The 25013-nt window shown below is 58.9% G+C and carries 24 protein-coding genes; 13 read left to right on the top strand and 11 right to left on the bottom strand.

The window, feature by feature from the left end; all coding sequences use genetic code 11:
• The first annotated feature begins 49 nt into the window (after nucleotides 1–49).
• The 4 genes from AD666_RS07010 (at nucleotide 50) to AD666_RS06995 (ending at nucleotide 3536) form a co-directional block, all read left to right on the top strand.
• Nucleotides 50–823 (top strand): MetQ/NlpA family ABC transporter substrate-binding protein, encoded by a 774-nt coding sequence (locus tag AD666_RS07010; protein WP_053149301.1) that lies wholly within the window; start codon nucleotides 50–52, stop codon nucleotides 821–823.
• Between the two features lie 172 nt (nucleotides 824–995).
• A complete protein-coding gene (locus AD666_RS07005; RefSeq protein WP_082339682.1) occupies nucleotides 996–1370 on the top strand; it encodes a lysozyme inhibitor LprI family protein in 375 nt (124 codons plus the stop codon).
• 274 nt (nucleotides 1371–1644) lie between these two features.
• Complete coding sequence (locus tag AD666_RS07000) at nucleotides 1645–2772, top strand: diguanylate cyclase (RefSeq protein ID WP_053149298.1); 1128 nt, start codon at nucleotides 1645–1647, stop codon at nucleotides 2770–2772.
• A 53-nt stretch (nucleotides 2773–2825) separates the two neighbouring features.
• On the top strand, nucleotides 2826–3536 hold the full coding sequence (locus AD666_RS06995) for a hypothetical protein (RefSeq protein ID WP_053149295.1): 711 nt from the start codon (nucleotides 2826–2828) through the stop codon (nucleotides 3534–3536).
• A gap of 67 nt (nucleotides 3537–3603) precedes the next feature.
• Here AD666_RS06995 and AD666_RS06990 read toward each other — a convergent pair whose 3' ends face one another.
• Nucleotides 3604–4506 carry a LysR family transcriptional regulator gene (locus AD666_RS06990; RefSeq protein WP_053149706.1) on the bottom strand — a complete coding sequence of 301 codons (903 nt, stop codon included), beginning with the start codon at nucleotides 4504–4506 and terminating at the stop codon, nucleotides 3604–3606.
• A 122-nt stretch (nucleotides 4507–4628) separates the two neighbouring features.
• Between AD666_RS06990 and AD666_RS06985 the strand changes: the two genes are divergently transcribed.
• Complete coding sequence (locus tag AD666_RS06985) at nucleotides 4629–5381, top strand: SDR family oxidoreductase (RefSeq protein ID WP_053149292.1); 753 nt, start codon at nucleotides 4629–4631, stop codon at nucleotides 5379–5381.
• A gap of 175 nt (nucleotides 5382–5556) precedes the next feature.
• On the opposite strand, the gene AD666_RS06980 is transcribed toward AD666_RS06985, so the two are convergent.
• The 4 genes from AD666_RS06980 to tag all read right to left on the bottom strand — a co-directional run bounded on the left by AD666_RS06980 (nucleotide 5557) and on the right by tag (nucleotide 8565).
• Nucleotides 5557–6345 carry an SDR family NAD(P)-dependent oxidoreductase gene (locus tag AD666_RS06980; protein WP_053149289.1) on the bottom strand — a complete coding sequence of 263 codons (789 nt, stop codon included), beginning with the start codon at nucleotides 6343–6345 and terminating at the stop codon, nucleotides 5557–5559.
• 184 nt (nucleotides 6346–6529) lie between these two features.
• Nucleotides 6530–6883 carry a VOC family protein gene (locus AD666_RS06975; RefSeq protein WP_053149286.1) on the bottom strand — a complete coding sequence of 118 codons (354 nt, stop codon included), beginning with the start codon at nucleotides 6881–6883 and terminating at the stop codon, nucleotides 6530–6532.
• A 194-nt stretch (nucleotides 6884–7077) separates the two neighbouring features.
• Complete coding sequence (locus AD666_RS06970; RefSeq protein WP_053149284.1) at nucleotides 7078–7965, bottom strand: lysophospholipid acyltransferase; 888 nt, start codon at nucleotides 7963–7965, stop codon at nucleotides 7078–7080.
• Nucleotides 7966–8007: 42 nt separating this feature from the next.
• On the bottom strand, nucleotides 8008–8565 hold the full coding sequence (tag, locus tag AD666_RS06965; protein ID WP_053149281.1) for a DNA-3-methyladenine glycosylase I: 558 nt from the start codon (nucleotides 8563–8565) through the stop codon (nucleotides 8008–8010).
• An 81-nt stretch (nucleotides 8566–8646) separates the two neighbouring features.
• Between tag and glyQ the strand changes: the two genes are divergently transcribed.
• The 4 genes from glyQ (at nucleotide 8647) to AD666_RS06945 (ending at nucleotide 13048) form a co-directional block, all read left to right on the top strand.
• Nucleotides 8647–9600 (top strand): glycine--tRNA ligase subunit alpha, encoded by a 954-nt coding sequence (gene glyQ, locus AD666_RS06960; protein ID WP_053149703.1) that lies wholly within the window; start codon nucleotides 8647–8649, stop codon nucleotides 9598–9600.
• Nucleotides 9597–11651 carry a glycine--tRNA ligase subunit beta gene (gene glyS, locus AD666_RS06955; protein ID WP_053149278.1) on the top strand — a complete coding sequence of 685 codons (2055 nt, stop codon included), beginning with the start codon at nucleotides 9597–9599 and terminating at the stop codon, nucleotides 11649–11651. Before glyQ ends, glyS begins: the two co-directional genes overlap by 4 nt.
• A 3-nt stretch (nucleotides 11652–11654) precedes the next feature.
• Complete coding sequence (gmhB, locus tag AD666_RS06950; RefSeq protein WP_053149275.1) at nucleotides 11655–12188, top strand: D-glycero-beta-D-manno-heptose 1,7-bisphosphate 7-phosphatase; 534 nt, start codon at nucleotides 11655–11657, stop codon at nucleotides 12186–12188.
• 80 nt (nucleotides 12189–12268) lie between these two features.
• A complete protein-coding gene (locus AD666_RS06945; RefSeq protein WP_053149272.1) occupies nucleotides 12269–13048 on the top strand; it encodes a 1-acyl-sn-glycerol-3-phosphate acyltransferase in 780 nt (259 codons plus the stop codon).
• Between the two features lie 156 nt (nucleotides 13049–13204).
• Here the strand turns inward: AD666_RS06945 and AD666_RS06940 are convergent, their stop codons facing one another.
• Nucleotides 13205–14722, bottom strand: coding sequence for a PAS domain-containing sensor histidine kinase (locus tag AD666_RS06940; RefSeq protein WP_053149268.1), 1518 nt, complete (start codon nucleotides 14720–14722; stop codon nucleotides 13205–13207).
• 222 nt (nucleotides 14723–14944) lie between these two features.
• Here AD666_RS06940 and AD666_RS06935 point away from each other — a divergent pair, with 222 nt between their 5' ends.
• Nucleotides 14945–15679 carry a response regulator transcription factor gene (locus AD666_RS06935; protein ID WP_053149265.1) on the top strand — a complete coding sequence of 245 codons (735 nt, stop codon included), beginning with the start codon at nucleotides 14945–14947 and terminating at the stop codon, nucleotides 15677–15679.
• A gap of 73 nt (nucleotides 15680–15752) precedes the next feature.
• Here the strand turns inward: AD666_RS06935 and gabP are convergent, their stop codons facing one another.
• The 5 genes from gabP to dnaA form a co-directional block, all read right to left on the bottom strand.
• Nucleotides 15753–17147 (bottom strand): GABA permease, encoded by a 1395-nt coding sequence (gene gabP, locus AD666_RS06930; RefSeq protein WP_053149262.1) that lies wholly within the window; start codon nucleotides 17145–17147, stop codon nucleotides 15753–15755.
• Nucleotides 17148–17451: 304 nt separating this feature from the next.
• Nucleotides 17452–19869, bottom strand: coding sequence for a DNA topoisomerase (ATP-hydrolyzing) subunit B (gene gyrB / locus AD666_RS06925; protein WP_053149259.1), 2418 nt, complete (start codon nucleotides 19867–19869; stop codon nucleotides 17452–17454).
• 5 nt (nucleotides 19870–19874) lie between these two features.
• The gene (gene recF, locus AD666_RS06920; protein ID WP_053149256.1) at nucleotides 19875–20978 is read right to left on the bottom strand and encodes a DNA replication/repair protein RecF; all 1104 of its coding nucleotides are present in this window, start codon (nucleotides 20976–20978) and stop codon (nucleotides 19875–19877) included.
• Between the two features lie 8 nt (nucleotides 20979–20986).
• Nucleotides 20987–22090: a DNA polymerase III subunit beta gene (gene dnaN, locus AD666_RS06915; protein WP_053149253.1), complete on the bottom strand. Its 1104-nt coding sequence runs from the start codon at nucleotides 22088–22090 to the stop codon at nucleotides 20987–20989.
• 36 nt (nucleotides 22091–22126) lie between these two features.
• Complete coding sequence (gene dnaA / locus AD666_RS06910) at nucleotides 22127–23656, bottom strand: chromosomal replication initiator protein DnaA (RefSeq protein ID WP_053149250.1); 1530 nt, start codon at nucleotides 23654–23656, stop codon at nucleotides 22127–22129.
• Nucleotides 23657–24221: 565 nt separating this feature from the next.
• Here dnaA and rpmH point away from each other — a divergent pair.
• Genes rpmH through yidD form a run of 3 tightly spaced genes read left to right on the top strand, consistent with a single transcriptional unit; the run spans nucleotide 24222 to nucleotide 25012 of the window.
• On the top strand, nucleotides 24222–24356 hold the full coding sequence (rpmH, locus tag AD666_RS25875) for a 50S ribosomal protein L34 (protein ID WP_003213577.1): 135 nt from the start codon (nucleotides 24222–24224) through the stop codon (nucleotides 24354–24356).
• Nucleotides 24357–24372: 16 nt separating this feature from the next.
• Complete coding sequence (rnpA, locus tag AD666_RS06905) at nucleotides 24373–24774, top strand: ribonuclease P protein component (RefSeq protein WP_053149700.1); 402 nt, start codon at nucleotides 24373–24375, stop codon at nucleotides 24772–24774.
• Nucleotides 24767–25012, top strand: coding sequence for a membrane protein insertion efficiency factor YidD (yidD, locus tag AD666_RS25870; protein WP_010465488.1), 246 nt, complete (start codon nucleotides 24767–24769; stop codon nucleotides 25010–25012). The genes rnpA and yidD overlap by 8 nt, the downstream gene beginning before the upstream one ends.
• The last annotated feature ends 1 nt before the right edge of the window (nucleotide 25013 follow it).

The raw sequence follows: 25013 nt of genomic DNA, 5'->3' as shown, positions 1-25013 counted from the left end.
CATTCGCTGGCAGGCGCCGAGAGCGGGCGCCTCTAAAGGAGTTAGCTGAATGAAGAAACTACTGGTTGCCTTCGCTGCCGCTGCAGCTTTTTCCGCCCACGCCGCCGACACCCTGACCGTCGCGGCCACGCCGGTGCCCCACGCGGAAATCCTCGAATTCGTCAAACCGGCACTGGCCAAGGAAGGCGTAGACCTCAAGGTCAAAGTCTTCACCGACTACATCCAGCCGAACGTACAGGTCGCCGAAAAACGCCTGGACGCCAACTTCTTCCAGCACCAGCCGTACCTGGATGAATTCAACAAGGCCAAGGGCACCCACCTGGTGAGCGTGGCCGGTGTGCACCTGGAACCCCTGGGCGCGTATTCCAGCAAGTACAAAAAACTGGAAGAACTGCCGGGCGGTGCCAACGTGGTGATCCCTAACGACGCCACCAACGGTGGCCGTGCGCTGTTGCTGCTGGCTAAGGCTGGAGTGATCAAGCTGAAGGATTCGAACAACATCCTGTCGACGACCAAGGACATTACCGAGAACTCGAAGGATCTGAAATTCCGTGAGTTGGAAGCGGCGACCATTCCGCGAGTGCTGACTCAGGTAGATCTGGCGTTGATCAACACCAACTATGCACTGGAAGCCAAGCTCGACCCGTCCAAGGATGCGTTGGTGATCGAAGGCAGCGACTCGCCTTACGTGAACATCCTGGTGGCGCGTGACGACGACAAGGACAGCGAGGCAATGAAGAAGCTGGTCGCTGCCTTGCGCACCCCAGAAGTGAAAGCCTTCATTCTGGAGAAGTACAAAGGGGCGGTTTTGCCGGCGTTTTGATCGGGTCGGGTGATGGAAAAACGGGGCTGCGTGGAAATGCAGGCCCGTTTTTTTTGCTCGCCATAAAGACCTGTCCCCTCGTCATAGGATCCGCTTCATTGTTTTACAACCCTCATGATAAATTCCCCGCCGCGACCTCTAATCAATAGAGGGCATTCAGGGAGAGAAGAAAGTGATCAAGTCTTTGTTGGTTGGGGCATTGCTGACAATGGCATCGGCATCGGCATTTGCGATGAGTTGCGATAACCCTAGAAACGCCTATGACAGAACCTATTGCGCGTCGCTGAAAATGGTTCAGTCGGATCAGGACATCAATGATCAATACAAGAAGACGATGAGCGCCCTGAACCCGGATCAAAAGAAAAAAGTGAAAGCCGCTCAAATCGAGTGGATCAAGATTCGTGACAACGCCTGTTCCAACGACGGCCTGCTCTACCTGGACTGTGCCAACGAGAAGACCGAGTCGCGTATCGTCATACTCAAAGCCATCGAGCGCGAATGCCGTGCCGCCGGTTGCGACGATGCCAAGCTGTCGCAAGTCGAGTGATCCGGCCAAGGGTAGCTGGTATCCATCGCTGAGAAGAAGCGATGGGACAAGCGAAAAGCCTGTACCGAAAAACCCGACGTCATGCGTCGGGTTTTTCTTTGGCAGGTTGCCAGTAGGGGTGGTCAGGGCCGCTTAGCAACCCAGCGGGAGCAAGCTCCCTTGCCACGGGGTTTTGATTCAATCAAGGCCGTGGGTGTAATTCATCAGTTGTTCGCGTTGCTGGCAGGATGCCACAATCGCTTTTTTTCAGTTGCATCACGATCAGGTGGATCACATGCATGGCTCAGGATCACGAAGTGACCAGGATTTCTTCATAGCCGAGCAGGTGCGAACTGACCGACTGCAGCAACTGTTCCGCCAATCCGTTTCAGCGGTATTGGGGAGTTACCTCGCCGCTATCATGCTGTGTGGGTTGTGTTGGGATCGTTTCGACCATGACCTCGTTCTTTGGTGGCTGGCGATACTGACCGGATCGACGCTGATACGCATCTCGATGTTCGTGGCCTATTTCCGCAGTGATGAAAGCCAGCGCACGCCCCAACGGTGGGAGCGCAAGTACTGGATCACCCTGGTGCTATCCGCCAGTATCTGGGGCGTTGGCGCATTCGTGGTCATGCCGGCAGACGATCTTCTGTCGCAAGCGCTGGTCATGCTCTTTACCGTCGGCATGTCCGTCAGTGCGGTGTCCTGCTACTCCGCCTACCGCGACATGACATTGCTCTCCATCGGCCTGGTTCTGTTGCCGTCCACCGCCTGGCTACTGTTTCAACCGACCAGAATTCAACTCGGTATCGCCCTCTCGATCATCGTATTCGCCGTATTCGCTGCCCGCGCCACCCACAAAATGTCCCAGGCACTGGAAACCGCCTTCCGCCTCACCCGTGAAATGGAGCAGGCCAATAGCGTTTCCACCCGCGCAGCCCAGACCGATGAACTGACCGGACTGATGAGCCGACGCGCCTTCTTCGAGCATGCCCAACAGCTTTATGACGAATGTGAAGCCAACCGGCTGGGATTGTGCGTGTTCATGCTGGACATGGATCACTTCAAGCACATCAACGACACCTACGGTCATCAGGTTGGGGATCAGGTGTTGCGGCAGATGGGCCTGGTCATCAGCTCATCCTTCCGGGCCACCGATGTCCACGGCCGGTTGGGGGGAGAGGAGTTCGCGATTCTGCTTCCAGACACCTCCCTCGACGCCGCCATCGAGATTGCAGAAGAGCTTATCCAAACGATTGGCGAATTGATGATCGAGCCTGTCCACCGCATTACCGCCAGCCTTGGAGTAGCGTTCACAGAGGCTGGACACAAGGATCTTCATAGCTTGATGAATAATGCGGATAAGGCGCTGTATCGGGCGAAGGCGTTGGGGCGCAATCAGGTTGCGGTTGCCCGGTAAGACTTCGTTTATGCGTCATATAGGAGTGACTAGTTAATGCAAAAGGCCAATCCATGTCGTTGAACCATTGGTGCTACACGATGGCGGCGTGCCTGTTACCCCAACTGTGTATGGCCAGCATGTTGCACATAGACCCTCAGGGTGAAAGCTTCTATCAACAGGCCGTCCCATATCTGCTGCAAGCGAACAGCAAGTTCGAGGCAGTGACAGCCGACACACCTGCCGCAAGCGCAGAGGAGAAGGAACGCTCCCTGGCCCTGGCGGCAGAAGCGGGAGCACTGCTCAGGCCGGCGATGGCGCTGCTTGAACAAGCAGCGTCCCTGGACCATCCGGTGGCCCAATATCGTCTTGGCCTGATCTATGCGGTGTTGTATCCAAGCGAAGTGATAAAGGAAAAGGCCTGTCCCTTGTTCGAACGAAGCCTGGCCCAAGGCTTCGCTCCGCCGGCACTTAACATCTCATATTGGTGCCCGGCATTCACCGACACATCTGAGTACCAAGAAGCGCTGCAGGCCGTAGAAGCCAGCATGTCCTTCTATGAAAAATATTTCCCACAACCTGCCGTGAGGCTTGAGTGCTGGCCCGACGAACCTGTAGGTCTGGCCATGCAATGGGGCGGCAGTCGCGATTATCAAGCGGAAATTTATCGGCTACAGGGTGATAGCAATCGTGCGCAGCGCGTGACGTATTACCAGAAGGCGCTAGAGGTTAACGACTGTTATAAGGCCAAAAAACGCTTGAAGATCCTGCTGAGTCCAAACTGAGACATGGAGCAATTGCCCTCTGCCGATAGCTCAACCGAAGCAGTGGAATTGGCCGCAGCGTTGCGAACTAGTGTTGATCATGCCCAGTGTTAAGCCCAGGAACCTTGGAAAACGCTTCGGCAATAAAGTCCATGAACACAATCGCCCGCTTGGGCAGCAACCGATTGGCGACATAGAGAAACTGGACCGGCACCGGCGGCGCTTCGTAGTCGCAAAGTACCTGACGCAACCGGCCGCTCTCCAGCCCTTCCTCGTACAACCACCTTGGCCCGCTGGCGATCCCGAGGCCGGCGATGACAGCTTCTTGTATGGCCTGGGGCGAGTTGACCCGGAATCGCCCCGAAACGTTGATGACGGTATCGCGGAAATGCCAGGTATTTCCGGTGCTCAACAACGAGTACAGGATGCAGTCATGGTTGTGCAGGTCTTCCGGTGTCTGCGGGATGCCACGGCGTTCCAGGTAGTCTGTCGCCGCGACATAGACCCGTGTGTAATGGCCAATCCGGCGGGCGCGCAGTGCGCTGTCGGTCGGATGGCCGATGCGGATGGCCAGCTCGGCGCCTTCCTCCACCAGATCCACGAGACGATCACTGAGCTGCAAATCCAGTGACAAGCCGGGGTAGCGCGCCAGAAAAGCGGGGACGTACGGCATCAGGAAGGCATGAGCCAATGCGGTCGGGCAGGCCACGCGCAGCAGTCCGGTCGGCTCGGACTCATCGCTCAAGGACGACTCCGACTCCGCAACGGCATCGAGGATCCGGCTGACGTCCGCGTAGTAGCGTTCGCCTTCCGGCGTCAGCACCAGCCGTCGTGTGGTGCGCTGGAGCAATCGGGTGCCCAGATGGTCCTCCAGCGCGGCCACGTATCGGCTGACGTTGGGTTGACCCATGCCCAGGTCCCGCGCCGCCGCCGAGAAACTGCCCGTCTCGACGGTGCGTTTGAAACACGTCATGAGTAGAAAACGATCCACTTGAAGCCCCCAATTCATGCACATTCAGCATTAAAGATATGCAATGCCGTTATCTTACCAACTAAACGGCATAGATGGATCATGAGCGCCCGCATCCCGCTCTCATGATCTGGAGTTCACTCATGTCTCGCTTACTCAATAAACGCACCCTCATCACTGGCGGCACCAGCGGCATTGGACTGGAAACCGCCAAACAGTTCCTCGCCGAAGGTGCCCGCATAATCGTCACCGGCGTCAATCCCGACTCTATCGCAGCCGCCAAAGCCGAGTTCGGCAGCGACGTGCTGGTGCTGCGCGCCGACTCGGCCAGCGTCAGCGCACAAAAAGAACTGGCCCAGGCCGTAGAGAGGCATTACGGAAAGGTCGACGCTGTCTTCCTCAATGCCGGTGTTTCCGTTTGGCAACCGATTGAAGATTGGTCGGAAAAAATGTTCGACCGCTCCTTCGACGTCAACGTCAAAGGGCCTTACTTCCTGATCCAGGCACTTCTTCCCGTGTTCGCCAATCCCGCCTCGGTGGTGTTGAACACCTCGATCAGCGCCCACGTAGGCTCGACACGCTCCTCGGTTTACGCCGCCACCAAGGCTGCCTTCCTCAGCCTGTCGAAAACATTGTCGAGCGAACTGATGCAGCGCGGAATCCGCGTCAACGCCGTTAGCCCAGGGCCGGTGGATACGCCACTGTATGACAAGATGGGTATTCCGGACGCCTATCGCCAGCAGCTCAACGCCGACATCATCCAGAGCATCCCTGCGGGACGGTTTGGCACGCCGGAAGAGGTCGCCAAGGCAGTGTTGTACCTGGCTTCGGATGAGTCGCGGTGGACGATGGGGAGCGAGATTGTCGTGGATGGGGGGCGGTTGTTGAACGATTGATACCGCTTTTGCCAATCAGTTAAAGACCAAACGGCGGAAAACCTGTAGGAGCATAGCTTGCTAGCGATAGCGGTAGATCAGCAACACCGTTGTCGACTGGCCTGTCTCCATCGCGAGCAAGCTATGCTCCCACAGGTTTGCGTCCATCAGCTACGTATCCACAATGCACGCCCTGCTAAACGATGCTATCCACCACACCGCCATCCACGCGCAACGCCGCACCAGTCGTAGCCGAAGCCTGCTCCGAGCTGGCATAAATAATCATGTTGGCAACTTCCTCGACCCGCGCCGCCCGTTGAATGATCGACGTACTACGGTGCTGTTTGACGAAATCCGCCCCCACTTTCTCCAGACTTTCCCCAGTGCGCTCGACATCCGCCTGAAGCATCTGGGCAACCCCTTCGGAAAGCGTCGGTCCGGGCAGCACTGAGTTCACCGTAACGCCCGTGCCGGCAAGACGCTTGGCCAAGCCGCGAGCAATGGAAAGTTGTGCGGTTTTGGTGAAGCCGTAGTGGATCATGTCGGCTGGAATGTTCACACCCGATTCGGACGAAACAAACACAATCCGCCCCCAACCGCGCTTGACCATGCCCGGCGCATAGGCCCTGGAAACCCGCACGCCGGACATCACGTTGGTTTCGAAGAAACGCTGCCATTCGCTGTCCGGGGTTTCGAAAAAGTCTTCCAGCTTGAAAATGCCCAGATTGTTGATGACGACGTCGAAGCTCGGATGCTTGGCGAACAAGGCCTGGCAGCCGGCCTCGTTGCTGAGATCACCGACGAAGCCGGTGGCTCTGGAGGCGAGGTCGCCCAGGCGCTGCAAGGCGTCCTCGACGCTGCTGTCGCTGCGACCGTTGATGACCACGTGGGCGCCGGCCTCAAGGAAGCCTTTGGCTGTGGCGAAGCCTATGCCGCTGGTGGAACCGGTGATCAGGACGTGACGGCCGGTGAAGTCGATTTTCATGGAAGTGACTCCTTGATGAATGGACTAGGGGGCTGTGGATTATTTCTTGGACGGATGATGATCCGGGGGATTCAAAATGATCTCTCAGGCATTTCGATACACAACCACCCCGACAGCTCGGATACCGCAGGCACTAATCATGGACACGATTGAGGATTTTCGCCTCTTAGTGAACAACCAGCTGTCAGGAGGCCGACCACACCGCCAGTTCATAACCGTCCGGATCGATGAAGTGGAAGCGTCGACCGCCTGGAAAGGCGAACACGTCACGGCTGATGGTGGCGCCTGCGGCCTTGAGTCTGCGTTGGGTCGCTTGGAGGTCATCGGCGTACAGGATGATCAACGGGCCGCCTGGGCGCACCGGTTCACCGGTCGTGAATCCGCCGGTCAGGCGACCATCGCTGAACTCGGTATAGGTTGGGCCGTAGTCGACGAAACGCCAGCCGAATACGCCTCCATAGAAGGCTTTGCTTCGGCTGATATCGTTGACGTTGAACTCAATGTTATCGATCTGGCGGTCGTTACCTCGAATGCCCATTGGCGCTTCCTTGGCTGGTTGGGGATAGGGGAGGTTAGGCTATTGAGCCTTATTGTGCATGGAGAGTCGGGTTGGCTGGGGGGGAGCTGTCAGGCGGTTGGGGTCAGTTAGCTATGTGGTGGTTGTCAGGGCGCTATCGCGAGCAGGCTCGCTCCCACAATGGGGAGCGGTGTGCCTGAGGTGTTGGTAGCAGATCAATACCAGCGCGCTTCGCCCGGCGGACGCTTCTTGAAGCGTTTCATGCTCCACATGTACTGGCTGGGATAGGCGCGCACGTAGCGTTCGACTACCTGGCTCATGGCCGCGCAGGCGGTTTCGGTGTCGGTGCTGTACATGGCGTCTGGCGCGGCTTCGAGAATAACCTTGTAGCCAGAGCCATCCGGCAAACGCAGGGCGTGGAGGAAGACGCCGACCGCTTTGCCGCCGGCGAGCATGTTCGGGACGAACTTGCTGGTCAGGGCCTGGGTGGCGAAGAAGGGCACGAAGATGCCGGCGGATTCGGCCGGTTCCGGGTCGGCGGGGATGCCGACCTGGCCGCCCTTGCGCACTTCCTTGATGACACTGAGGATGCCTTCCTTGGTGGACGCCGCAACTTTGTTGCCCAGCTGTACGCGCTGCTTTTGCAGCAATTCATCCACCGCCTTGAGCTTGGGCGGGCGGTAGAAAATGATCGGTTTGCACTGGCTGCAATAGAAGTGGTTGAGCACTTCCCAGTTGCCCAAGTGGCTGGTGATGCCGACCACGCCTTTGCCGGAGGCCAGGGCATCTTTCAGCACGTCGAGACCTTCGACTTCCCGCACCAGTTCGATGGAGCGCTGTGCCGGCCAGATCCAGGCGCAGGCGCTTTCGGTCAGCGACTTGCCGATGTCCTTCAGGCTCTGGCCCACCAGGCGCTCGCGCTCGGCGGGGTCCATTTCGGGAAAACACTTGGCGAGGTTGATCCGCACCACGTCGCGGGAACGGTTCGGCAGTTTCCACATCAGCCAGCCAATGGCCGAACCGACCGATTGCACCGCACGCCAGGGCAGCAGCGCAAACAACCGCAGAGCGCCGACCAGCAAGGCGCCTTTCAACTTATCCACAGGTCACTCCTGAATTCATGGGCGTGTCGCGAGCCGGCTATTCTAACCGCCGTTTGCCAGCTCGGCGTAGCGGTCGCAGTCTTGGGTATGGTCCATGACCATGCCCGAGGCCTGCATGAAGGCGTAGCAAATGGTCGGGCCGACGAAGGTGAAGCCGGCTTTTTTCAGGCCTTTGCTCATCGCCAGGGCTTCGGGAGTAATAGCCGGCACTTCGCTGCGGTCCTTGAAATGGTTGATCAGCGGCTTGTTACCGACGAACGACCAGAGGAATGCCACCGGGTCTTCCAGCGCCATCCAGGCCTGGGCGTTGCGGCGGGCGGCCTTGAGTTTGAGGCGGTTGCGGATGATGCCGGGGTCGAGCATCAAGTCCTCGATTTCCGCGTCGCTCATCTGCGCCAGGCGCTGGACGTCAAAGCCGAACATCACCTTGCGGTAATGCTCGCGCTTGCGCAGTACGGTGATCCAGGACAGGCCAGCCTGGAACCCTTCGAGCAAAAGCAACTCGAACAAACCCTGCGCATCGCGCAGCGGCGTGCCCCACTCCTGATCGTGATAAGCCATGTACAGCGGATCGTCAGAACACCAAAAGCAGCGTGGCATAAGGCTCCAGGGGGCGTGCGCACGAACGAATCGGGTATACTCCCGCTCTTTAAATCGCAGCCCAAGAAACAGGTGAATTTCGTGAGCCAGCCTACGCCAGCCGTGCGTACCTTCCAAGACTTGATCCTCGCCCTCCAGCAATACTGGGCCGAGCAAGGTTGCGTGGTACTTCAGCCCTACGATATGGAAGTAGGCGCCGGCACTTTCCACACTGCCACGTTTCTGCGTGCCATTGGCCCGGAAACCTGGAACGCCGCCTATGTCCAGCCCAGCCGCCGCCCGACTGACGGCCGCTACGGCGAAAACCCGAACCGCCTGCAGCATTACTACCAGTTCCAGGTAGTCCTGAAGCCGAACCCGGAAAACTTCCAGGAACTGTACCTGGGCTCCCTCAAGCACGTGGGCCTCGACCCGCTGGTGCATGACATCCGCTTCGTCGAAGACAACTGGGAATCGCCGACCCTGGGCGCCTGGGGCCTGGGCTGGGAAGTCTGGCTCAACGGCATGGAAGTGACCCAGTTCACCTACTTCCAGCAAGCGGGCGGCATCGAGTGCTACCCGGTGACCGGCGAGATCACCTACGGCCTGGAGCGCCTGGCCATGTACCTGCAAGGCGTGGACTCGGTCTACGACCTGGTCTGGGCCGACGGTCCGTTCGGCAAAGTGACCTACGGCGACGTGTTCCACCAGAACGAAGTGGAGCAGTCGACGTACAACTTCGAGCACGCCAATGTCGACAAGCTGTTCGAACTGTTCGATTTCTACGAGAGCGAGGCCAAGCGCCTGATCGAACTGGATCAGCCTCTGCCGTTGCCGAGCTATGAAATGGTGTTGAAGGCGTCCCATACCTTCAACCTGCTGGACGCACGCCGGGCGATTTCCGTGACCGCGCGCCAGCAATACATCCTGCGTGTGCGCACCCTGGCGCGTTCCGTTGCGCAAGCCTACCTGATGGCCCGTGCCAAGCTGGGCTTCCCGATGGCGACCCCGGATCTGCGTGATGAAGTGTTGGCTAAGCTGGAGGCTGCACAATGAGTGCTCAAGATTTTCTGGTTGAACTGGGCACTGAAGAACTGCCACCCAAAGCCCTGAATACCCTGGCCGATGCGTTCCTGGCCGGCATCGACAAAGGCCTGCAAGCTGCCGGCCTGAATTTCGAAACCAAGCACGTCTACGCCGCGCCGCGTCGTCTGGCCGTGCTGATCACCGGCCTGGCGACCCAGCAGCCGGACCGCAGCATCAATCTCGATGGCCCGCCGCGCCAGGCCGCGTTCGATGCCGACGGCAACCCGACCCAGGCCGCCTTGGGCTTCGCCAAGAAGTGCGGCGTAGACCTGAGCGAAATCGACCAGAGCGGTCCAAAGCTGCGCTACAGCCAGAGCATCAAGGGCAAGCCGACCGCCAGCCTGTTGCCGACCATCGTCGAAGACTCCCTCAACGACTTGCCAATTCCCAAGCGCATGCGCTGGGCCGCGCGCAAGGAAGAGTTCGTGCGTCCGACCCAATGGCTGGTGATGCTGCTCGGTGACCAGGTCATCGATTGCACGATCCTGGCCCAGAAGGCCGGTCGCGACTCCCGTGGTCACCGTTTCCATCACCCGCAAAGCGTGCGCATCACCTCGCCGGCCAACTACCTGGCCGACCTGCGGGCCGCCTACGTGCTGGCTGACGCCAACGAGCGCCGCGAGCTCATCAGCAAGCGCACCGAAGAGCTGGCGACCCGTCAGGAAGGCACCGCCATCGTGCCGCCGGACCTGCTCGACGAAGTGACCGCCCTGGTGGAATGGCCTGTGCCGCTGGTGTGCTCGTTCGAGGAGCGTTTCCTTGAAGTGCCGCAAGAAGCCTTGATCACCACCATGCAGGACAACCAGAAGTACTTCTGCCTGCTGGACGCCGACGGCAAATTGCTGCCGCGCTTCATCACCGTGGCCAACATCGAGAGCAAGGATCCGCAGCAGATCATCGCCGGTAACGAGAAAGTCGTTCGCCCGCGCCTGACCGACGCCGAGTTCTTCTTCAAGCAAGACAAGAAACAGCCGCTGGAAAGCTTCAACGAGCGCCTGCAGAGCGTGGTTTTCCAGGAAAAACTCGGCAGCGTCTACGACAAGGCCGAGCGTGTGTCGAAGCTGGCCGCGTTTATCGCTCCGCGTATCGGCGGCGATGCCCAGCGCGCAGCCCGCGCCGGCATCCTGTCCAAGTGCGACCTGTCCACCGAAATGGTCGGTGAGTTCCCGGAGATGCAAGGCGTCGCCGGCTACTACTACGCCCTCAACGACGGCGAGCCACAAGACGTGGCCCTGGCCCTGAACGAGCAATACATGCCTCGCGGTGCCGGCGCTGAACTGCCAAGCACCTTGACCGGTGCGGCCGTGGCGATTGCCGACAAGCTCGACACCTTGGTCGGCATCTTCGGCATCGGCATGCTGCCCACCGGCAGCAAGGACCCGTACGCCCTGCGCCGCGCGGCCCTGGGCGTGCTGCGGATCCTGATCGACAAGCAACTGGACCTGGACCTGAACGAAGCGGTGGCCTTCGCCGTCAACGCGTTCGGCAGCAAGGTCAAGGCCGCCGGCCTGGCCGATGCGGTGCTGGAATTCATCTTCGACCGCCTGCGTGCGCGTTATGAAGACGAAGGCGTCGATGTCGCGACCTACCTGTCGGTGCGTGCCCTGAAGCCGGGCTCGGCCCTGGATTTCGACCAGCGCGTACAGGCGGTGCAAGCCTTCCGCAAACTGCCCGAAGCGGCGGCATTGGCGGCGGTGAACAAGCGTGTTTCGAACCTGCTGAGCAAGGCAGAAGGCAACATCGCGGCCACCGTCGAAGCCAAGTACTTCGACAACGCCAACGAGTTCTCCCTGTACTCGGCGATCCAACAGGCGGACCAGGCGATCCAGCCAATGGCAGCGGCACGTCAGTACAGCGAAACCCTGGCGCGCCTGGCAGCATTGCGTGAGCCGGTAGATGCGTTCTTCGAAGCAGTGATGGTCAATGCCGAAGATACCAACGTGCGGGCCAACCGTTACGCGCTGCTGGCGCGCCTGCGCGGCTTGTTCCTCGGCGTCGCCGACATTTCGCTGCTGGGGTAACCATTGAAACTGCTGATTCTCGATCGGGACGGGGTGATCAATCACGACTCCGACGCTTACATCAAATCGGTGAAGGAGTGGCTGCCGATCCCTGGCTCGATCGAAGCCATCGCGCAGTTGAGCAAGGCCGGCTGGACGGTGGCGGTTGCCACCAACCAGTCGGGCATCGCTCGCGGTTACTATGACCTCGCGGTCCTCGATGCCATGCATGAGCGCTTGCGCGCCCTGGTGGCGGAGCAGGGCGGCGAAGTCGGGTTGATCGTCTATTGCCCCCACGGGCCAGACGAAGGCTGCGATTGTCGCAAGCCCAAGCCGGGCATGCTCAAAGCTATCGCCGCGCATTATGACGTGGCGCTGTCGGGTGTGTGGTTCGTCGGCGATAGCCTCGGTGACCTGGAAGCGGCCAAGGCCGTCGATTGTCAGCCAGTTTTGGTAAAGACCGGGAAAGGCGAAAAGACTCTGGGCAAGACCCTACCGGTGGGCACCTTGATTTTTGACGACCTGGCGGCGGTTGCCGCTGAACTTATCCACAATTAGAGCTCCCAAGGCATCCTGATCAAGGACGGTTGGGTAAGCGCTTAAACAGTCGGGCTCTGCCCGCAACGGTAAATGCCGCTATGTCGATATCGCAGGCCATCAGATCTTTTCTCTTTTACCTGCTGTTGGGCACCAGTTCCTTGCTGTGGTGCTCCTTGAGTTTTTTTGTCGCGCCTTTCATGTCGTTCAAGGCGCGCTACCGTTTCATCAACGTGTACTGGTGCCGTTGCGCACTGTGGCTGAGTAAAGTGTTCCTGGGCATCCGCTATGAAGTGAAGGGCGCCGAAAACGTGCCGGACCGGCCCTGTGTCATTCAGTCCAATCACCAGAGCACTTGGGAAACATTCTTTCTCTCGGCCTATTTCGAGCCTATGAGCCAAGTGCTCAAGCGTGAACTGCTGTTCGTGCCGTTTTTCGGCTGGGCCATGGCCATGCTTCGCCCGATCGCCATTGATCGCGACAACCCCAAGGCGGCGCTCAAGATTGTCGCGAAGAAGGGTGACGAGTTGCTCAAGGACAATGTCTGGGTGCTGATTTTTCCCGAGGGGACCCGCGTGCCCTATGGAACGATGGGCAAGTTTTCCCGCAGTGGTTCGGCATTGGCGGTCAATGCCAACCTGCCGGTGCTGCCGATTGCACACAATGCCGGCAAATTCTGGCCCAAGACGGGCTGGATCAGGAAGCCAGGACTCATCACCGTGGTGATCGGCGCCCCCCTGTACGCCGAAGGCAGCGGGCCTCGCGCCATTGCCGATCTCAACGACCGCGTCCAGGCCTGGAATGAACAGGCACAGCGGGAAATGGGTTCATTGCCTTCCGCCCCGGAACCATCAGCGGCCACGGACCAGATCGCTGTCTGATTTCTGTGGATAAGCTGTGTACCGTTTTTTCTGAAAGCGTTGTATTTTTTGCATAACTTGCTGTTTTTTATACATATTTCTTAAACACATAAAACACCGGTGTAGGTGCATAAGTTTTTTATAGCACCGCGCCGGTGCTGCCGATGGTTAAGTTTTTCAGGCCTCCAGCAACGGCAAACCCAGGCTGAACGTTGTACCTTCGCCCACCACACTGCGACATTCGATTCGCCCCTCATGCCGATCCACCACGGCCTTGACCATCGACAGCCCGAGGCCCATGCCATCCACTCCGTGGGCCGACGAGAAGCGCCGATACTGGCTGAACAGATCCGGCAATTCCTCCGGCCCGATGCCTTTGCCCTGATCGATGAGCTCACAGCCCAGCCAACCCTCCGCGCACCGAACCTGCAGGACCACGCGAGAGGCGGGCGGGCTGTACTTGATGGCATTTTCCAGCAGATTGAACAGCGCACGGGTCAGCAAGGACTGGTCCGCCCTTACCATCGCTTCCTCATCGTCAATGTCGTGGCTCAACTGGATGCGCTTGGCCTGGGCAAGCGGCAGGGCCTGGTCAAGCACATCCAGGATCAGCATCGCGAACAGTGTGGGGCGAAACTGGTAGACCTCCGATTCGGCCCTCGCCAATTGCACAAAGCCGTCGGTCAGCGCCAGGGCGCGTCGTACCTGACGCTCGATCTGCTCGAACACCGGTTGAGCCCCGCCGTCCTCATGCCGCTGCACATCCAGCAGCGCCAGGATCGCCGAGTGCGGCGCGCGCAGGTCATGGGACAGGAAGCGCAGCATGATATTGCGCTGAGCCTCGGCTTCACGTTCAGCGCTCAGATCGATGAGGCTGAGTAACCAACCGATCGGCACATCGCCGTCAACCGGTAACAGCGGTTCACGCTCCAGGCGCAGGCTGCGCTCGCGCACATCGCGAAACTCCAGCAACGGCAGTGTGGATAACCTGTGCGAGCAGTCCTGCGCCAACCCCGGGTAACCCAGTTGGATCAGTTGCTCCAGTACTTCTCCGCCCGCCAGGGTATGACCGAAGAGCTCGCGCGCCTTTCGGTTGCCCAGCAGGATCCGCCCTTGGGGATCGCTGATCAGGGTCGCCACGGGCAGGTGTTCCAGGCCATCGGCAATGAAGCGGCGAGTATCCCGCGTCCGGCCCATGGCCTGCTCCAGAGCCAGGATCTGGCTTTGTAAGCGATCACTACCGGTGTACGGCACCCGACGGCGCTCCGGGAATACCTTGGGCTCGGCGTCCAGGCGCGCCAGCTCCCAGCCGAAATAAGCCAACACCACGCTCAGGCGCCGCCAGTTCCATATCAGGTAGCCGAACAGCATGCCCAGCACGCTCGCCAACGGCGACCACCATTCACCCTCGGCTCCCAGCACGGCGCTGATCAGCAGCGCCAGGCTCATTCCACCCACGGTCGTCCACAGCGCCAGATGCGGGCGCAGCAGCATCAACCCCAGCACACCGGCCACCAGGCAGACCGACACCAACGCCGCACCGAATCCGTTGCGAGTCGGTTGGGCGCTGAATGACAACAACGCCGTCAACGGCAATAGCAACAAACTTATCCACAACCATTCCCGCACCCACTGCCGAAACAAACGTTGGGCCTGGGTCGGTTCACGGCTTTCCCGGCGGCGCTGATGACTCATAAACACCCAGGACGAAGGGAACAGGAGGAGGTTTTATTCATGGCGATTCAAGGGACCGGCAAACTGCGAAGCCCAAGACTATAGCGGACTCGATGGTGGCGTGCTGCAGCCTTTCCCTAGACGACATGAGCCGGTATTGTCGCAGCCTGCGACAGTAGGCCGAGCCCACTTGCGTGGCCGCCCGAGGATGTCCGTCAGTTTCGAAATCAAGGAATCGCATGCATGCGTGTCGCCATACTGGATGACGAACCGGCTGAATTGCGCCGGGTGGAACAGACACTGCTACAAATCCCCGGCAGGGGCGAGCAAGCCTGGACCCTGCACAGCTTCGAACGGGGCGAAGACCTGCTGCGACAGCTGCGTAGGGAGACGTTCGACCTGTTGATCCTCGACTGGCAGGTGCCCGACATCAGCGGGTTGTCGCTGCTGCGCTGGACGCGAGAACACATGGACTCGCCCCCGGCCGCCATCATGCTCACCAGCCGTGACGGCGAGCACGACATCGTCCAGGCCCTCAATACCGGCGCCGATGATTATGTGAGCAAACCCTTCAGACCCAACGAACTCAAGGCCAGGGTCAACGCCGTGTTGCGCCGCCACAACCTGCTACGTGCTCCGGCCAGCGACGTATTGGTGTTCAACGACCTGGCATTCGACGACGCCGAACTGACCGTCACCCGCGCAGGTGTCCCCATCAACCTGACCGAACGGGAATATCGCCTGGCCCGCTGTCTCTTCTCCAACCTGGGGCGTCCACTGTCCCGTGAGTACTTCTATGAACGTTTTTGGACCCACGAGGAAATGACCTCGTCCCGTCCGCTGGATACCCATATCTATCGCCTACGCAACAAACTCGGGCTGACGGCGGATCGCGGTTGGCAGTTACTGACGATTTATGGGTATGGGTATCGCCTGGAAAGCGTGGCGGTGGGAAGTGAAACGACGGTGGCGAGTTAGAAGACGCTTAACGAAAAGGCCAGCGCAAATGCGTGGCCTTTTCGTCGGGTCAGATCAGCCGTGGCGAATCAGCTCACTGGGCCATCTGTAGCCCCTTGTCGGCCTTTGCGACCCGACGGCGCTGCAACAGCAGCCCGGAGGCTACGACCAACACGCTGAGCAGACCGGTGGAGAGGATCTCCACACGATGGGCTTCCTGGAACAGCATGATGGTCAACGCCCCGACGATGAACACGATCACCGCGTAGGTCAGCCCAGGGAACAACCACATGCTGAAGGCGATTTTCTCCCCACGCGCCATGCGTTGCTTGCGCATGCGCAGTTGCGAAAAGGCAATCACCAGGTACACCAACAGGGCAATAGCGCCGGAGCTGGCGAGTAGGAACTCGAAGACCGCCGCTGGCGCCACGTAGTTGGCGAATACCGTCAGGAAGGCAGCGCCGGTAGAGAGCATTACCGCCCAGTAAGGCGTGCCGCTCTTGTTGGTGCGCTGGGACACCGCCGGCGCATCGCCGCGCTTGCCCAGCGAGAACATCATGCGCGAAGCCGTGTAGAGCGCCGAGTTCAGACAGCTGGTGACCGCGACCAACACCACGATATCGACGATCAGCTTGGCATTCGGGATGCCCATACGCTCAAGCACGGTCTGGTAGGAACCCACGCTGGCGAGCATCGGGTCATTCCAAGGCACCAAGGCGACGACCATGAAGATGGACACAAGATAGAACAAGCCGATCCGCCAGATCACCGAGTTGGTAGCCTTGGAAATCTGCTGGCCAGGGTTCTTCGATTCAGCCGCCGCGATGGTCACGATCTCGGTGCCCATGAACGAGAACATCGTGGTGAGGATGGCCCCCAGCACCGCGCCCATGCCGTTGGGCAGGAAGCCTTGGGTATCGAACAAATGCGAAACACCGCTGACCTGACTGGTGGGCAACAGGCCAAAGATCGCCATCGCACCCAAGACGATGAAACCAATGATCGCGATGACCTTGACCAAGGCGAACCAGAACTCGAACTCGCCGTAATTCTTCACGCTGAACAGGTTGGTGACCGTCAGCAGCAGGGTGATGACCAGGGTGAAGGCCCAGATGGCCACGTCCGGGAACCAGGCATGCAGGATGGTCGCGGCAGCGTTGGCTTCCAATGGAATGACCAGCACCCAGAACCACCAGTAGAGCCAACCGATGGTGAAACCGGCCCAACGGCCAATCGCCCGATCAGCGTAAGTCGAAAAAGAGCCGGTATCCGGCGAAGCCACCGCCATCTCGCCCAGCATGCGCATGACCAACACCACCAACGCACCGGCAGCTGCATAGGCCAACAGCACAGCCGGCCCGGCCGCGGCGATAGCGTGGCCGGAGCCTACGAAAAGGCCAGCTCCGATCACGCCAGCGATGGAGAGCATCGTCACATGACGGGGCTTTAGCCCTTGCTCCAGATTATTGGAAGCTTGCGTACCACTCATTGAGACTACCCTTGGTATTGAATTTATTCGTACCGCCTCTTGCCATCGTCTTCTGTAAATTTAAAAAAACGATGTGTTGTTTATTCAGCACGCAAGTTTTACGCCAAAAAACCTGAAGTCCAGTAGTTCCGGGGGTATCGGCGATATGCAAGCTATTGAGAATGAAGGCTTTGTGCCAAGGTGTTACCGGGTTACCCGGTTTTTGACCGTCGGGTCTGTGAAGAGAGCACCTATTCAGGGCGTAAAAAAAAGCCAACGCTGGGCGTTGGCTTTTTTTGTCAGGTGAAGTGCCGCCGAAGGAGGATCAGAAATCCAGGTTAGACACCGCCAACGCATTGCTCTCGATGAAGTCACGACGAGGCTCGACCGCGTCACCCATCAGGGTGTTGAAGATCTGATCCGCGCCAATGGCGTCTTCGATGGTGACTTTGAGCATCCGGCGCGAGCCCGGATCCATGGTGGTTTCCCACAGCTGGTCCGGGTTCATCTCGCCCAGTCCTTTGTATCGCTGGATGGTATGGCGCTTGGTACTTTCGGCCATCAGCCATTCAAGGGCTTCCTTGAACTCGGTCACGGACTTCTTGCGCTCGCCACGCTGGATGTAGGCGCCTTCGTCCAGCAGCGTGCTCAATTGCGCGCCAAGAGAGACGACGGTCTTATAGTCGTTGCTGCCGAAGAAGTCGCGGTTGAAAGTAACGTAGTTCGACAGGCCGTGGGAGATCAGTTCGACCTCTGGCAGCCAGACGTTACGTTCACGATCCTCACGCAGGCTGGCCTTGTAGACCAGACCAGACTTCTCGACGGTACGCAGGCGAGTTTCGTATTGAGCCAGCCAATCCTGCATCGCTGCATGATCGGACAGTTGCTCCAGGCTGACGGCCGGCAGGTAGATGAAGTGCTCGGTCAGCTCCTGTGGATAAAGACGCGACAGACGCTTGAGGGTTTTCATCACCAGGCGGAAGTCGTTGACCAGGCGCTCGAGGGCTTCACCGGAGATGCCCGGGGCGTCTTCGTTCAGGTGCAGGCTCGCATCTTCCAGGGCCGACTGCGTCATGTACTCTTCCATGGCATCGTCGTCTTTGATGTATTGCTCTTGCTTGCCTTTCTTGACCTTGTACAGCGGCGGCTGGGCGATGTAGATGTAGCCACGTTCGATCAGCTCCGGCAACTGACGGAAGAAGAACGTCAGCAGCAGGGTACGAATGTGCGAACCGTCGACGTCGGCGTCGGTCATGATAATGATGTTGTGATAGCGCAGCTTATCGATGTTGTACTCTTCGCGGCCAATGCCGCAGCCCAGCGCAGTGATGAGCGTGCCGACCTCAGCGGAGGAAATCATCTTGTCGAAGCGTGCCTTCTCGACGTTCAGGATCTTGCCCTTGAGCGGCAGGATGGCCTGGGTCCGGCGGTTGCGACCTTGCTTGGCGGAGCCACCGGCAGAGTCACCTTCCACGAGGTACAGTTCGGACAGGGCAGGGTCTTTTTCCTGGCAGTCAGCCAATTTGCCCGGCAGACCGGCGATGTCCAGCGCACCTTTGCGGCGGGTCATTTCACGCGCCTTGCGCGCCGCTTCACGGGCACGGGCGGCGTCGATCATCTTGCCGACCACCAGCTTGGCTTCGTTTGGATTTTCCAGCAGGAAATCGGAGAAGTACTTGCCCATTTCCTGTTCGACCGCCGTCTTCACTTCGGACGAAACCAGCTTGTCCTTGGTCTGGGAGCTGAACTTGGGATCCGGCACCTTCACCGAAATGATCGCCGTCAGGCCTTCGCGGGCATCATCACCCGTGGTGGCGACTTTATGCTTCTTCGCCAGGCCTTCCTGTTCGATATAGTTGTTCAGGTTACGGGTCAGCGCGGAACGGAAGCCCACCAGGTGAGTACCGCCGTCACGCTGCGGGATGTTGTTGGTGAAGCACAACAGGTTCTCGTTGAAGCTGTCGTTCCACTGCAGGGCGATTTCCACGCCGATGCCGTCGTCGCGCTGGACATTGAAGTGGAACACCTGGTTGACCGCATTCTTGTTGGTGTTCAGGTATTCGACGAACGCACGCAGGCCACCTTCGTACTTGAACAGCTCTTCCTTGCCGCTGCGCTCGTCCTTGAGGACGATACCGACACCGGAGTTCAGGAAGGACAGTTCACGAATCCGTTTGGCCAGGATGTCCCAGCTGAAATGGATGTTCTTGAAGGTTTCGCTGGAAGCCTTGAAGTGGATCTGGGTACCGGTGGTTTCGCTGTCGCCAACGATTGCCATCGGTGCCTGGGGCACGCCGTGGACGTAGGTCTGTTCCCAGATCTTGCCGCTGCGGCGAACCGTGAGGACAAGCTCTTCGGACAGGGCGTTCACTACCGAGACACCCACGCCGTGCAGCCCGCCGGATACCTTGTAGGAGTTATCGTCGAACTTACCGCCTGCGTGGAGGACGGTCATGATGACCTCGGCGGCGGAAACGCCTTCCTCCTTGTGTACGTCTACCGGGATGCCACGGCCGTTGTCGCGAACGGTGATGGATTCGTCCGGGTGGATGATGACGCTGATATCGTCGCAATAGCCGGCGAGGGCTTCGTCGATGGAGTTGTCGACCACCTCGAACACCATGTGATGCAGACCGCTGCCATCGTCGGTGTCACCAATGTACATACCGGGACGTTTGCGTACGGCATCCAGGCCTTTAAGCACTTTAATGCTCGTTGAGTCGTACGTATTTTCTTCGCTCAATGCCTTCACTCCCGATGGTCGTGGGTCTGGGTGATACGGCCCTGTTCCACGTGGAACAGGGCGACTGGCGTTTCCGTCTGCCAGCCTTCCCTCAGTAATTCGTGGTCTACACAGGTAATGAACACCTGGCAGCGTAAGTCTTCCAGCAAACGGCAAAGCGCTCGACGGTGGGCCTCGTCCAACTCGGACGGCAGGTCATCCACCAGATAAATACACTGGCCGCGGCGAGCCTGGCTGACCAGGTGTCCCTGGGCAATACGCAAGGCACACACCACCAACTTCTGTTGCCCCCGGGACAAGATGTCCGCGGCGTTGTGGGCGCCCAATCGAAGGCGCAAGTCAGCGCGTTGTGGCCCAGCCTGGGTATGGCCCATCTGCTGATCACGTTGCAGCGAGCCAGCCAGTACGGCGCTCAGCTCCCGGTCTTTGTCCCAGCCCCGGTAATAGCTGAGCGTCAGGCCCTCGAGCTCAACCAGTTCGCTCAAGGTCTGCTCGAAGACCGGTTTCAGGGCTTTGATATAAGCGCGGCGGTATTCATCGATTTCAGCGCTGGCTTGGCACAGTTCCCTGTCCCAAACCGCTTGCGAAACGGCGTCAAGTGTACCATGCCGAAGCCAAGAGTTTCGCTGGCGCAGCGCCTTCTGCAAGCGCTGCCAGGTTGCCATGAAACGCGGCTCCACATGGAACACCCCCCAATCGAGGAACTGCCGGCGAATCTTCGGGGCACCCTCCAGCAGGCGGAAGCTGTCTGGATTGATCAATTGCAACGGCAGAATCTCGGCCAGTTGCGCAGCGCTGCGGGCGTTCTGCCCATCGATACGTATCTGGAACTCCCCTTGCCGGTCCCGTGAAATCCCCAACGCACTATGACCCCCTTCAGCCAGCTCTACCTGTCCGAACACCGTACAGGCCAACTGATCGTGTTGGATGACAGGTGACAGGCGGGTGCTGCGAAACGATCGGGCAAGTCCCAGCAGATGAACAGCTTCCAGGACGCTGGTTTTGCCGCTGCCATTAGCGCCGTAAAGAATATTGATGCGGGGGGAGGGGGAGAAGGTCACCGGGTGCAGATTGCGCACCGCGGTGACCGAGACGCGACTCAGGGACATCTAGCTGATTACAGACGCATCGGCATGACAACGTAAGCCGAATCGTCGTTATCGGACTCCTGCAGCAGCGCACTGCTGTTGGAGTCCGACAGGATCAGGCGAACCTGTTCGGTGGTCATAACGCCCAGTACGTCAAGCAGGTAGCTGACGTTGAAGCCGATTTCCAGGGAGCCCCCGTTGTAGTCGACGCCCACTTCCTCTTCCGCTTCTTCCTGTTCCGGGTTGTTCGCCTGGATTTTCAGTTGACCGTTGGCCAACTGCAGACGAATGCCGCGATACTTCTCGTTGGACAAAATAGCGGTACGACTGAAGGCTTCGCGCAACGCCTGGCGATCACCCAGTACCAGTTTGTCGCCGCCCTTAGGCAGAACGCGCTCATAATCCGGGAATTTGCCGTCCACCAGTTTCGATGTAAAGGTGAACTCACCGGTGGTCGCACGGATATGGTGCTGACCCAGGACGATGCTGACGTTGCCGTCCGGCTCGGTCAGCAGGCGCGCCAATTCCAGAATACCTTTGCGCGGCACGATCACTTGGTGCCGATCCGGCTGACCGATATCAGCCTGCATCGAGCACATGGCCAGGCGGTGCCCGTCGGTGGCGACGGCGCGAATCACACCGGCGGACACCTCCAGCAGCATGCCGTTGAGGTAGTAGCGCACGTCCTGTTGGGCCATGGCGAAGCTTGTGCGCTCGATCAGGCGGCGCAATTTGCTTTGCTCGAGGCTGCAGGTCAGCGAGCCCGGGCCTTCTTCCACTGTTGGGAAATCATTGGCCGGCAGGGTGGACAGGGTAAAGCGGCTGCGACCGGCCTTGACCACCAGCTTCTGCTCATCGACCTTGATGTCAATCAGCGCGTCGTTAGGCAGGCTCTTGCAGATGTCCATCAGCTTGCGGGCCGGCACCGTGATGGAGCCCGGATCGGCCGGCTCTTCAAGTTGCACACGCCCCACCAGCTCGACTTCCAGGTCGGTACCGGTCAGCGACAGCTGCTGGCCTTCGACAACCAGCAGCACGTTGGAAAGTACCGGCAAGGTCTGGCGGCGTTCGACGACGCCCGCGACCAGTTGCAGGGGTTTCAACAGGGCTTCGCGTTGAATGGTGAAATGCATGGTCTAGTCCCTTGCCTTAATAAGCTGCGCTGGTCATCAAGTGGTCAGTGTACGCAGCAGGTTCTTGTAGTCCTCGCGGATGTCCGCGTCGGATTCCTTAAGTTCGTTGATCTTGCGGCAGGCGTGCAGCACCGTGGTGTGGTCGCGTCCACCAAACACATCGCCGATTTCCGGCAGACTGTGGTTGGTCAGTTCCTTGGACAAGGCCATGGCCACCTGACGTGGACGAGCTACCGAACGCGAGCGGCGCTTGGATAACAGGTCGGATATCTTGATTTTGTAGTATTCAGCTACAGTTCTCTGGATGTTATCCACAGACACTAATTTGTCCTGAAGGGCCAGAAGGTCTTTCAAGGACTCACGAATCAGCTCGATGGTGATGTCGCGACCCATAAAGTGCGAATGAGCGATCACCCGCTTGAGGGCGCCTTCGAGTTCGCGCACGTTCGAACGGATACGCTGGGCAATGAAGAACGCAGCATCGTGTGGCAGTTCGACCTTGGCCTGATCGGCCTTCTTCATCAGGATCGCCACACGGGTTTCCAACTCGGGCGGCTCGACAGCCACCGTCAGACCCCAGCCGAATCGGGATTTCAGGCGCTCTTCCAGGCCTTCGATTTCCTTCGGATAACGGTCACTGGTAAGAATCACCTGCTGCCCGCCCTCGAGCAGTGCGTTGAAGGTGTGGAAAAACTCTTCCTGGGAACGTTCCTTGCGAGCGAAGAACTGGATGTCGTCGATCAGCAAGGCGTCCACCGACCGGTAGAAACGCTTGAATTCGTTGATCGCGTTCAGTTGCAAGGCCTTGACCATGTCGGCCACGAAGCGCTCGGAATGCAGGTACACGACCTTGGCATTCGGGTTCTTCTTTAATAAGTGGTTACCCACAGCGTGCATCAAGTGGGTTTTACCCAGGCCCACACCGCCATAAAGGAACAGCGGGTTATAGCCATGCTTGGGGTTATCCGCGACCTGCCAGGCGGCCGCCCGGGCCAGCTGGTTGGATTTACCTTCGACAAAGTTCTCGAAGGTGAACGTCCGGTTCAGGTAGCTGGTGTGCTTGAGCGCACCTTCGACCTGGACGGTGCGTTGTTCGGAACGCACCGGTGCCTGCTGGGAGCTGGCGCCGGCCATAGGGTCGAAACTATCGCGCGAAGGCTCCTCGCTGACCTCTTCCACCTTTTGTGCATTGCGTTTGCTCGGCGCAGGCGTCGGGGCAGTTGGGGCAGGAGCGGCATGGTTGACCGGCGCCGCGGCTGCCTGGGCCTGAGAGGCCGCCGCCGCCAACGGCGCATTGGGCGCAGCCCGCGGCGCTGAGCTGCGCTTGCTGCCTATCAATAAGGATAGGGCAGGCGCCATGCCATTGCCGTGCTCGTCGAGCAGTTCCAGGACCCGCCCCAGGTACTTTTCATTGACCCAGTCGAGGACGAAACGGTTCGGAGCATAGACGCGCAACTCGTCGCCTTCGGCTTCGACCTGTAGTGGACGGATCCAAGTGTTGAATTGTTGGGCAGGCAGCTCATCGCGCAAAAGCTCCACGCACTGCTGCCAAAGTTCCACTGACACGGATATCCCCTAAGTTGAAAGCCGGTGAGGCAAAAACAAGCGGCCATTGTAGCGAGCAGGCGTTCACTTATCCACACGCAGGTGGCACATCCTCCAAGGAATTATCAAAGCCTTAACCATAAAAAAGGTGACAAACGGTCGGTGGATAAGCCCTGTGGATAACCAGGCTTCAGGGCGTTGGAAAAGTCCCCTCGAATCCCAGTGGATAACCGGCCTGTGGATAACCACTCATTCCGCACACAGCTTATCCGACAGCGCAGCACAGGCTGATCACGGCTTTCCCTTGTAGTTGTCATTCTCTCTACGCCACGCACCATAAGGGCTGAGGTTAGTTATCCACAGATACCTGCCAGCCTTGCCTTTATAAGCTTCACAAAAAAGCTTTAAATAATTCCCTTCTTTTTATATCTGTGAGCGGTGGCTTTGCGAACCGATTCGCCGGCTCTCATCTATTTAAAGGAAACGTTGGTTGGAAATTGACCTAGGGTCTTGCTTTCTCTAGAATCCCCGGTCTCTTAAAACAGGGGCCATTCCGGCCCGTTGTGGACGAACCAGGTAACACGACATGAAACGTACTTTCCAACCAAGCACTATCAAACGCGCTCGTACCCACGGTTTCCGTGCTCGCATGGCTACCAAGAACGGTCGTGCCGTCCTGTCGCGTCGCCGCGCCAAAGGTCGCGCACGTCTGGCAGTTTGATAATCCGGCATTGGAGGTGAGTCAGGACTTCAGTCGGGAAAAGCGTCTGCTTACACCCCGGCATTTCAAGGCAGTCTTTGACTCCCCTACCGGTAAGGTTCCGGGGAAAAATCTCCTGCTCCTTGCACGCAGCAACGATCTCGATTACCCCCGATTAGGGCTGGTTATCGGGAAAAAGAGCGTCAAGCTCTCTGTGCAGCGCAATCGCCTCAAACGTCTGATGCGCGAATCGTTTCGCCTGAACCAGGATTTACTGGTCGGCTGGGACATCGTTATCGTCGCACGCAAAGGTTTGGGTGACGTAGAAAACCCCGAATTGATTCAGCACTTCGGCAAGCTCTGGAAGCGTCTGGCGCGTAACAAGCCCGCTCCTGCGCCCAATACCGAAACTGTAGGGGTAGACAGTCCCGATGCGTAAACTGGCACTCGTTCCGATCCAGTTTTACCGCTACGCCATTAGTCCCCTGATGGCCAGTCACTGTCGTTTTTACCCCAGTTGTTCCTGCTACGCGTATGAAGCCATAGAAAACCATGGCCTTTTGCGCGGTGGCTGGCTGACCTTTCGTCGTTTAGGTCGCTGTCATCCGTGGAATCCCGGCGGCTACGACCCGGTTCCGCCTATCCCTACCTCCCGTTCTTCTTCGATGGCCGAGTAAT

This window comes from Pseudomonas sp. Pf153 (genome assembly GCF_001269775.1).
Lineage (GTDB): Bacteria > Pseudomonadota > Gammaproteobacteria > Pseudomonadales > Pseudomonadaceae > Aquipseudomonas > Aquipseudomonas uvaldensis.
Note: the sequence above shows the minus strand (reverse complement) of the source record. Positions and strands in the feature narration are given on the sequence as shown.

What these genes read in the sequence shown, in the direction of transcription:
- AD666_RS06945 (WP_053149272.1), top strand. Translation starts at nt 12,269, where the DNA reads ATGTCGATATCGCAGGCCATCAGATCTTTTCTCTTTTACCTGCTGTTG.
- tag (WP_053149281.1), bottom strand. Translation starts at nt 8,565, where the DNA reads ATGCCACGCTGCTTTTGGTGTTCTGACGATCCGCTGTACATGGCTTAT.
- glyS (WP_053149278.1), top strand. Translation starts at nt 9,597, where the DNA reads ATGAGTGCTCAAGATTTTCTGGTTGAACTGGGCACTGAAGAACTGCCA.
- AD666_RS06975 (WP_053149286.1), bottom strand. Translation starts at nt 6,883, where the DNA reads ATGGGCATTCGAGGTAACGACCGCCAGATCGATAACATTGAGTTCAAC.
- AD666_RS06980 (WP_053149289.1), bottom strand. Translation starts at nt 6,345, where the DNA reads ATGAAAATCGACTTCACCGGCCGTCACGTCCTGATCACCGGTTCCACC.
- AD666_RS07000 (WP_053149298.1), top strand. Translation starts at nt 1,645, where the DNA reads ATGCATGGCTCAGGATCACGAAGTGACCAGGATTTCTTCATAGCCGAG.
- gabP (WP_053149262.1), bottom strand. Translation starts at nt 17,147, where the DNA reads ATGAGTGGTACGCAAGCTTCCAATAATCTGGAGCAAGGGCTAAAGCCC.
- recF (WP_053149256.1), bottom strand. Translation starts at nt 20,978, where the DNA reads ATGTCCCTGAGTCGCGTCTCGGTCACCGCGGTGCGCAATCTGCACCCG.
- AD666_RS06935 (WP_053149265.1), top strand. Translation starts at nt 14,945, where the DNA reads ATGCGTGTCGCCATACTGGATGACGAACCGGCTGAATTGCGCCGGGTG.
- AD666_RS07010 (WP_053149301.1), top strand. Translation starts at nt 50, where the DNA reads ATGAAGAAACTACTGGTTGCCTTCGCTGCCGCTGCAGCTTTTTCCGCC.
- rpmH (WP_003213577.1), top strand. Translation starts at nt 24,222, where the DNA reads ATGAAACGTACTTTCCAACCAAGCACTATCAAACGCGCTCGTACCCAC.
- dnaN (WP_053149253.1), bottom strand. Translation starts at nt 22,090, where the DNA reads ATGCATTTCACCATTCAACGCGAAGCCCTGTTGAAACCCCTGCAACTG.
- AD666_RS06985 (WP_053149292.1), top strand. Translation starts at nt 4,629, where the DNA reads ATGTCTCGCTTACTCAATAAACGCACCCTCATCACTGGCGGCACCAGC.
- AD666_RS06995 (WP_053149295.1), top strand. Translation starts at nt 2,826, where the DNA reads ATGTCGTTGAACCATTGGTGCTACACGATGGCGGCGTGCCTGTTACCC.
- yidD (WP_010465488.1), top strand. Translation starts at nt 24,767, where the DNA reads ATGCGTAAACTGGCACTCGTTCCGATCCAGTTTTACCGCTACGCCATT.
- AD666_RS06940 (WP_053149268.1), bottom strand. Translation starts at nt 14,722, where the DNA reads ATGAGTCATCAGCGCCGCCGGGAAAGCCGTGAACCGACCCAGGCCCAA.